8 protein-coding genes are annotated in these 7770 nt (G+C 73.6%); 5 read left to right on the top strand and 3 right to left on the bottom strand.

Translation table 11 applies throughout. The features are described from left to right. Both PAI11_RS08535 and PAI11_RS08530 read right to left on the bottom strand, forming a co-directional pair. On the bottom strand, positions 1-564 hold a 564-nt coding region (locus PAI11_RS08535; protein WP_138974182.1), incomplete at its 3' end, for an alpha/beta fold hydrolase. A 110-nt stretch (positions 565-674) separates the two neighbouring features. Further along, positions 675-1118: a hypothetical protein gene (locus tag PAI11_RS08530; protein WP_007573112.1), complete on the bottom strand. Its 444-nt coding sequence runs from the start codon at positions 1116-1118 to the stop codon at positions 675-677. 166 nt (positions 1119-1284) lie between these two features. Here PAI11_RS08530 and PAI11_RS08525 point away from each other — a divergent pair, with 166 nt between their 5' ends. From PAI11_RS08525 to PAI11_RS08505, 5 genes are all read left to right on the top strand, one after another. Next, positions 1285-2457, top strand: a complete 1173-nt coding sequence (locus PAI11_RS08525) for an acyl-CoA dehydrogenase family protein (protein ID WP_007573111.1) — start codon at positions 1285-1287, stop codon at positions 2455-2457. A 166-nt stretch (positions 2458-2623) separates the two neighbouring features. Next, on the top strand, positions 2624-3301 hold the full coding sequence (locus tag PAI11_RS08520; protein ID WP_040599302.1) for a hypothetical protein: 678 nt from the start codon (positions 2624-2626) through the stop codon (positions 3299-3301). A 63-nt stretch (positions 3302-3364) separates the two neighbouring features. Further along, positions 3365-3844, top strand: a complete 480-nt coding sequence (locus PAI11_RS08515) for a PadR family transcriptional regulator (RefSeq protein ID WP_007573107.1) — start codon at positions 3365-3367, stop codon at positions 3842-3844. Positions 3845-3957: 113 nt separating this feature from the next. Next, a complete protein-coding gene (locus PAI11_RS24160; protein WP_007573105.1) occupies positions 3958-5982 on the top strand; it encodes a 3-hydroxyacyl-CoA dehydrogenase/enoyl-CoA hydratase family protein in 2025 nt (674 codons plus the stop codon). Between the two features lie 16 nt (positions 5983-5998). Beyond that, positions 5999-6763, top strand: coding sequence for an SIR2 family NAD-dependent protein deacylase (locus PAI11_RS08505; protein WP_007573104.1), 765 nt, complete (start codon positions 5999-6001; stop codon positions 6761-6763). Positions 6764-6773: 10 nt separating this feature from the next. Here PAI11_RS08505 and PAI11_RS08500 read toward each other — a convergent pair whose 3' ends face one another. Continuing rightward, a complete protein-coding gene (locus tag PAI11_RS08500) occupies positions 6774-7670 on the bottom strand; it encodes a hypothetical protein (RefSeq protein WP_007573102.1) in 897 nt (298 codons plus the stop codon). Positions 7671-7770: the final 100 nt, after the last annotated feature.

Here is a 7770-nt window from a genome sequence, read left to right as displayed (position 1 = left end):
GCGCGCCAGGTCGGGGCGACGGAGCGCGGCCCGGCCGCCGCGCAGGACCAGCGATCCGGGGGCCGCGGCGCCCGCGCCGAGAACCGGGGCGACGCAGCCGGTGACGAGCGTCCGCCGCAGCCGCTCGGCGGGCAGCTCGCGCGCACAGGCCAGCGCGTAGGGGCCGCCGGCCGAGACGCCGATCAGCGAGAAGCGCTCCAGCCGCAGCGCGTCGGCGAGCGCCAGCAGGTCGCCCGGCCAGTCGGCGACCCGGCGTCCCGGGGCGACGTCGGACCGGCCGAACCCGGGGCGGCTGGGCAGCAGCAGCCGGACGTGCCGCCGGGCGAGCGTGTCGAGCATCGCCGGGTCCGGTCGCAGCGGCGTTCCGACCGCGCCGTGCAGGTAGACGACCGGCCGGCCGTCGCGGGGGCCGTGCCACGCGTATCCGAGGCGGCGCCCGCCGGGCAGCTCGAGGACGGCCGAGGCGACCGACAGCTGCCGGTCGCCGGTCGGCGGGGTCGGGGGCGCCGGCGGAGCGGGACGGCCGGGCGGGGTCGGGAACGGGCGGAGGACGGCGGTGGCCATGCAGCCGCAACGCTCCCCGGCCGACGCCCCCGGGACCGTGAAGATCCTGCACACAGGGGGTGTCGGTCCCGTGAACCGGCGTCCCCCGTCGTCGGGCGTCGCGGCCCGGATCAGGCCGGGTCGACCCGCTCCAGCAGCTCGGCGACCTCGGCCTCGACGTCGCCCTCGGGCTCGCCGCGCCGCCGGCGCCGTGCGTTGCGCGCGGTCACGATCGCTCGCGCCTCGGCCTCGACGCTCGGGTCGCGCTGGCGCTCGGCGGGCGCGGGGCGGTCGTCGAGCAGGGCGCGCAGCTCGCCATCGACGTCGGACTCGGCCTGCCCGCGGGCCCGGCGGCGGCGGTTGCGGGCCTCGAGCATCTGGCGGATGTCGTCCTCGCGCATCGCGGGGGTGTCCTCCGGCGGGCCGCCGGGGACGCGCGGTGGCCCGGCGGACACGTCGAGCCCGCCGGCGCCGATCTGGTCGTGCGGGTGGTCGCCGCGGAAGAGCACGCCGATCGCGATCAGGCCCGAGAGCCCGACCACCCCGAACACCACGATCGTGATCACCGTGTCCACGCCGCCAGTCTGACGCACCGCCACGGTCGCGCGGGATCGGACGCTCGACGTGGCGTCCGCGGGCTGCGACGATCGCGACGGCGGCCCCGGAGCGCGATATCCTGTGGTCGTTCTCGGTTGACTGACCAGTCAATCTCCCTGCTCAGGTCCGTCCAGGAGCTCTCCCGTGGTCGATTTCACGCTCACCGACGATCAGAAGGCCATCCGCGAGATGGCCCACGACTTCGCCGCCAACGTCATGCGCCCGGTCGCCTGGGAGCACGACAAGGACGGCAGCTGGCCGGAGGAGGTCCTCAAGCAGGGCTGGGAGCTGCAGCTGATGAACACCCACATCCCGGAGGAGTACGGCGGACCCGGGATGAACTACCTCGAGGGCGTGCTGATCGAGGAGGAGCTCGGCTGGGGCTGCTCCGGCATCGGCACCTCGCTGGCCGCCAACGGCCTGGCCTGCGCGCCGATCAACCTCGGCGGCAGCGAGGAGCTGAAGAAGCGGGTCTTCGGCGACATCACCGAGAGCTACAAGCTGGTCTCGTTCTGCCTCACCGAGCCGGGCGCCGGCTCGGACGTCGCGGGCATGCGGACCACCGCCAAGCGGGTCGGCGACGACTACGTCATCAACGGCTCGAAGTGCTTCATCACCAACGGCGGCTACGCGGACTACTTCACGGTCTACGCGAAGACCGACCCCGAGGCCGGCCACCGCGGCATCTCGGCCTTCGTCGTGCCCAAGGACGACACGGTCACGGTCGACAAGAAGGAGGACAAGATGGGTCAGCGGGCATCGAACACCGCGACCATCACCTTCAACGACACCGTGGTCCCCGCCGCCAACCTGCTCGGCGAGGAGAACAAGGGCTTCAAGCTGGCGATGATGACGCTGGACCGGACCCGTCCGGGCGTCGCCGCGATGGCCACCGGCATCGCCCGCGCCGCCTTCGAGATGGCCACCGAGTACTCGAAGGAGCGCGTCCAGTTCGGCGTGCCGATCGCGATGCACCAGGCGATCCAGTTCATGATCGCCGACATGGCGACCAAGATCGAGGCCTCGCGCCTGCTGACCTGGCAGAGCGCGGCGCTGCTCGACGCCGGCCTCCGCAACACGCTGGCCAGCTCGCACGCGAAGCGCTTCGCCGCCGACTCCTGCATGGAGGTCACCACCGACGCCGTCCAGGTGCACGGGGGCTACGGCTTCATCAAGGAGTACAAGGTCGAGAAGCTGATGCGCGACGCCAAGATCATGCAGCTGTACGAGGGGACCGCCCAGATCCAGCGGCTCGTGATCGCCAAGGAGACGCTGCTCGGCCGCAACGTCGAGGCGGCGGCGATCACCACCGTCTGAGTCACCGCGAACGGGTCCTCCGACCCGCCGCCGCGACGGCCGCCCGATGGGCGGCCGTCGTCGTTCCGGGGTGGGTGGCGCCGGCGCGGGCGATCACCAGCCAGTGATGTTCCTGAGCCGCGCGCGGTCGGATAGGGTCGGAGCGCCGAGCCGGCGGACGGCCGGCGTGCCGCTCATGAGACCGCTCGCGCTCCTGCTCATCACGACCCTGGCCGTCGCGGCCGGCGCGTCGCCGTCGGCGGCCAGCGGGCCGTTGACGACGGAGACCCAGATCGTCGCCAGCCTGGCGCCGGGTCGTGCGGCGCCGTCGACGCGCCGCCCGCGCGCTCTCCGGGTCGACGTGCTGATGCGGTGGGGGAAGCCGGTCTCCGAGGAGCGCCGGACGCTCCAGCACGTGTCGTTCCTCTTCCCGCGCGGGTCGGTCTACAACGGGGCGAAGTTCCCGCGCTGCGGACTCGACGTGCTCTCCCGGGGGACGATGAAGCCCTGTCCCAAGGGATCGATGATGGGCCGCGGTCGCGCGACCGCCGACGCCGACACGTCGCCGACCGAGGCGCGGATCACCGTCTTCAACGGCGGGCCGACGCGGGTCTACTTCTTCGTCGAGATGGACAACCCGGCGGTGGTCCGGGCGCCGGTGATCGGCCGGGTCACCAAGCGCAGCGGCCGCTGGGCGTACCAGCTGGACCTCGACGTCCCGCGCGAGCTGCAGGTCGTCGGCGGGGTCCCGATCGTGATGAACGAGGTCCGCGTCAGCGTCGGGCGCAGGGACTGGCTGGCCGCGACGTCCTGGCCGACCGCCGTCGGCGTCTCGACCACGCTGGGGTTCCCCGGGATCGCCTGACGGTCGCTGGACGGTCGTCCCGCTGCCGCGGCTGCGGTCGGCCGGGCGTGCGATGCTGACAGGGTGTCCCCCTCATCCTCGGTCGACCGGCGCCGCGAGGCGCGTCGTGCCGCCCGCGAGGCGACCCGCGAGGCGGTGCTCCCGGAGGAGGCCGCGGGCGCGGGACGGCCGGCGCGGACCGGGGGAGGGCAGGAGCCGCTGGGCGGGGCGCTGCGGCGGGCGGGGCTCGTGCGGCTGCTGGTCCTGCAGCTGCTCGATGGCGACGAGCCGGCCTACGGCAACCGCCTGATCGACCGCATCCGCGAGCTCTCGGGCGGCCTGGTCGCCGTCAACCCGAACACCATGTACCCGCTGCTGCGCGCCCTCGAGGAGGAAGGCCTGGCGGTCGGGGAGTGGGAGCATCCGGTGCGCCGCTCGCGCCGCTTCTACCGTCTGACCGACGCCGGCGCCGTCGAGCGCGAGCGGTTGCGAGGCGAGGTCGTGCCGACGCTCGACGAGGTCGCCGACGCGGTCGCGGCGCTGCGCCGAGAGCTCGTCGGCTGACGGCCGCCTGGCCGGTCGGCCAGTAGGCTTCGCCGTCCTTCCCCGGTCGTCGACGCCGCTGTCGCGCCGCCCCGGGGCCGGACCTCACCCGACTCAGGAGCAGTACAGCCGCCATGTCGTTCGTCTTCAAGGCCGCGGTCGTCGGCGCAGGGACCATGGGTGGGCAGATCGCCCAGACCATCGCCGCCGCCGGCATCGACGTCGTCCTCAAGGACATCAAGCAGGAGCTGGTCGACCAGGGCATCGAGGCCGCTCGCGCCGCGACCGCCAGCCAGGCCGGCAAGCTGGTCAAGAAGGGCAAGGCGACCCAGGAGGAGGCCGACGCCCAGGTCGCCGAGGTGATCGGCCGGATCCACGGCACGCTCACCTACGACGCCTTCGGCGACGTCGACTTCGTGATCGAGGCCGTCCCCGAGAAGCTCGAGATCAAGCAGGCGGTCTTCGCCGAGCTCGACGCCGTCACGCCCGGCCACGCGATCCTCGCCTCGAACACCTCGGGCCTGGCGATCAGCGACATCGCCGTCGCGACCGTGCGCCCGGACAAGGTCATCGGCACCCACTACTTCTTCCCGGCGTCGGTGATGCCGCTGCTGGAGATCGTCGAGGGCGAGCTGACCTCGCCGGAGACGATCGCCACGACCTACGCGTTCGCCCAGACGACCAAGAAGCAGCCGATCGTCGTCGGCGAGGGCCCCGGCTTCACCGTCAACCGGCTGCTGGCCGCCGGCCTCTCCGAGATCTTCCGCGCCCAGGAGGAGGGCGGCCTGTCGATCAAGGCGATCGACGAGGGTCTGCAGGGCAAGGCGCTGCCGATGGGGCCGTTCTTCCTGCTCAACGCGCTCGGCATGGACCCGGCCCTGCACCTGCAGGAGCAGATGGTCGAGGAGGTCGACGAGGGCGACACGTCGACCGCCGCGCGCTTCTTCATCCACAAGCGCCAGCAGCAGCTGGTGTCCGAGGGCAAGCTCGGGCAGAAGACCGGCGAGGGCTTCTACAAGGCCGACGGCTCCTCGAACGTCGAGGGCGACGCCGCGCCGGACATCGAGGAGATCATCAACCTGGCCCACCTGGCCCAGGTCCGCGAGGCCTCGCTGCTGATCGAGGAGGGCGACGCGACCCACCGCGACGTCGACCTGGGGATGGCGGCCGGCACCGGGCTGGACCCGCGCCGCGGCATCCTGCCGCCGCTGCTGAAGGCCGACGTCGACGGCCTCGACACGATCCTCGAGCGGTTCGAGGCGGCCAAGGAGCAGCACGGCGACCGCTTCGAGGCGCCGGTGCTGGTCCGTCGCCTGGTGGCCCAGGGCCGCCTGGGCGCGAAGACCGGCCAGGGCTTCTACGTCTACCCGCAGTACGACGCCGAGCAGCCGGGCGAGAAGGTCAAGGTCGAGACCCGTGGCGACGTGCAGATCGCCTGGATCGACAACCCGCCGGTCAACTCGATCTCGCCGGAGCTGGTCGCCGACCTGCGCAAGGTCTGGGACGCGGCCAACGCCAGCGGCGTCCGCGCGCTGGTCTTCGCCTCGGCCTCGCCGATGTCGGCCGTGTTCTCGGCCGGCGCCGACATCAAGGCCTTCACGAAGCTCGACGAGACCACCGGCGCGGCGCTCCTGAACGACGCCCACGCGCTCTTCCGCGAGTTCGGCGAGAGCTCGATCGTCACGATCGCCGCGGTCAACGCCCTGGCGTTCGGCGGTGGCTCCGAGCTGGCGCTGGCCGCCGACGTGCGGATCGCGGGCCGCTCGGCCGTCTTCGGCCAGCCCGAGGTCAAGCTCGGGATCATCCCCGGCTTCGGCGGCACCCAGCGGCTGCGGCGCCTGGTCGGCGACGCGAAGGCGCTGGAGCTGAACCTGGTGGGCGACCCGATCCTCGCCGAGGAGGCGTTCGCCCACGGGCTCGTCAACCTCGTCGTCGACGACCACGAGCTGCTCGACGTCGCGCTCAACTGGGCCCGCCGACTGGCGGCCCAGGCGCCGCTGGCCGTCGCCGAGATCAAGAAGGCCAGCGCGGTCGCCGACCTCGACGCCGGCATCGAGGCCGAGAAGCAGGGCTTCGCTCGCGTGTTCGCGTCGGCCGACGCCAAGGAGGGCATCGGCGCCTTCATCGCGAAGCGGGAGCCGCGCTGGCAGGGCAAGTAGGCCCGGGCGTCGCGCCATGACCGACCACCTCGAGCAGCTGGCCCGCCTCGTCCGCGAGGCGGGGTCGGTCGTGGCGCTGACCGGTGCCGGGATCTCCGTTCCGTCGGGGATCCCGGACTTCCGCACGCCGACGACCGGGATCTGGGCCAACGTCGACCCGATGGAGGTCGCCCACGTCGACGTCTGGCGCCACGATCCCGAGCGGTTCTGGGCCTTCTACGGGCACCGCTTCGCGAGCCTCGGGCAGATCGAGCCCAACGCCGCCCACCGGGCCCTGGCCGAGCTCGAGCGGCGCGGCCACCTCGACGCCGTCCTGACCCAGAACATCGACCTGCTGCACGAGAAGGCGGGCTCGCGGGACGTCGTCGAGCTGCACGGCAGCATCGCCGGCTGCCACTGCCCCGCCTGCGGCCACCGGACGGGGCTGGACGAGACGCTGCGGCTGATCAGCTCCGCTCCGGACGGCGTGCCGCGCTGCGGCGTCTGCGCGGGCGTCCTGAAGCCCGACGTGGTGCTGTTCGGCGACATGCTGCCGGCGGCCGCGATCACCCGTGCCGAGCGGCTGGCGCTCGGGGCGGACCTGCTGCTGTGCATCGGCAGCTCGCTGGTCGTGTTCCCGGTCTCGGAGCTGCCGGCGGCGACCCTCTCGGCCGGTGGCCGGCTGGCGGTGGTGACCGCCAGCGAGACGCCCTACGACGACGCGGCGGCGGTCCGGCTCGGTGGCGACGTCGTCGACGAGCTGACCGGCCTGCTGGCCGCGCTCGATCGCCTGGGCGGCTGAGCCCGGGTCGTCAGCCGGGCGGCGCGACCGGGGGCGTCCCGGTCCAGATCGGCCGTTCGCCGATCCGCCGGCCTCCGGAGCGCTTCGTCAGGGCGCGGACCAGGGTCGAGAGGATCTCGCGCAGGGTCTCGACCTGGGCGTCGTCGAGGCCGCCGCGCGCGGCGGCGGCGGCGATCTCGGCGGTCGTGCCGCGTGCGTCGCGGAGGCTCGCCAGGGCGGGGTCGAGTCCCGGGACGTCGCGCCACGGCTCCAGCTCGGCGATCGCGGCCTCCAGCGCCACGCGCAGCTGCAGCGCGGCCTCGCGCGTGCGGCCGGCGGTCAGGTCCTGGCGGGCGCGCAGGGTCAGCAGCTCGGCGGCCAGGACCGCGTCGCGCCCGGCCAGCAGGTCGGCGAGCCGCTCCTCGCTGCCCATTCCGCGGCCGCTGCGGCGGATCCGGTCGGGCTGGTCGCTCGGCACCGTGATCCGGCGCGCGGCCGTCCAGCGGCCCGCGGAAGCCTCGTCGCCGGTGCCGTAGCCGATGCTGGCCGCGACCAGGTCACGGGCCCGGACGGGCCGCGGGTCGATGTCGCCGGCGGCCATCGTCTGCAGGTGCAGCAGGCGCCGGACCAGCTCGAGCGCGGTGCCGAGCGCCTGCTCGGCGTTCTCGTCGCGCAGCCACTGCTGCGGGTCGGCGATCTCGAGCGGGTCGGCGTCGACGACGGTCAGCCGCGACGCGGGGAGGGGAGCGGGGCCGTCCTCGTCCCGGCGACCCCGCAGGAAGCGCCGGCGGGGACGCTCGGTGCTCTCCACGACCACCACCGCGCGCGGGCGGTTGGCATGACCGCGAACCATCCAGCGGCCGTCCGGGAGCTCCAGCTCACCGGCGAGCTCGAGCTGGACGATCCGGAACCACGGCGCCGCCGACACGACGGCTCAGCTCCCGAACGCCAAGGTGGCGCTCAGTCGCCGCTGCCGTTCTTGGGCGTGCGGATGGCGTACTTGGAGGGCTTGGTGAGGACGGTGGGGT

The organism is Patulibacter medicamentivorans (assembly GCF_000240225.1).
Taxonomy (GTDB): domain Bacteria; phylum Actinomycetota; class Thermoleophilia; order Solirubrobacterales; family Solirubrobacteraceae; genus Patulibacter; species Patulibacter medicamentivorans.
The sequence above is the reverse complement of the archived record's forward strand: the minus strand, read 5'-3'. Positions and strand labels throughout refer to the sequence as shown.

Excerpts from the sequence above, each read along its gene's own strand:
- PAI11_RS24160 (WP_007573105.1), top strand. The coding sequence starts at position 3,958 with ATGTCGTTCGTCTTCAAGGCCGCGGTCGTCGGCGCAGGGACCATGGGT.
- PAI11_RS08505 (WP_007573104.1), top strand. The coding sequence starts at position 5,999 with ATGACCGACCACCTCGAGCAGCTGGCCCGCCTCGTCCGCGAGGCGGGG.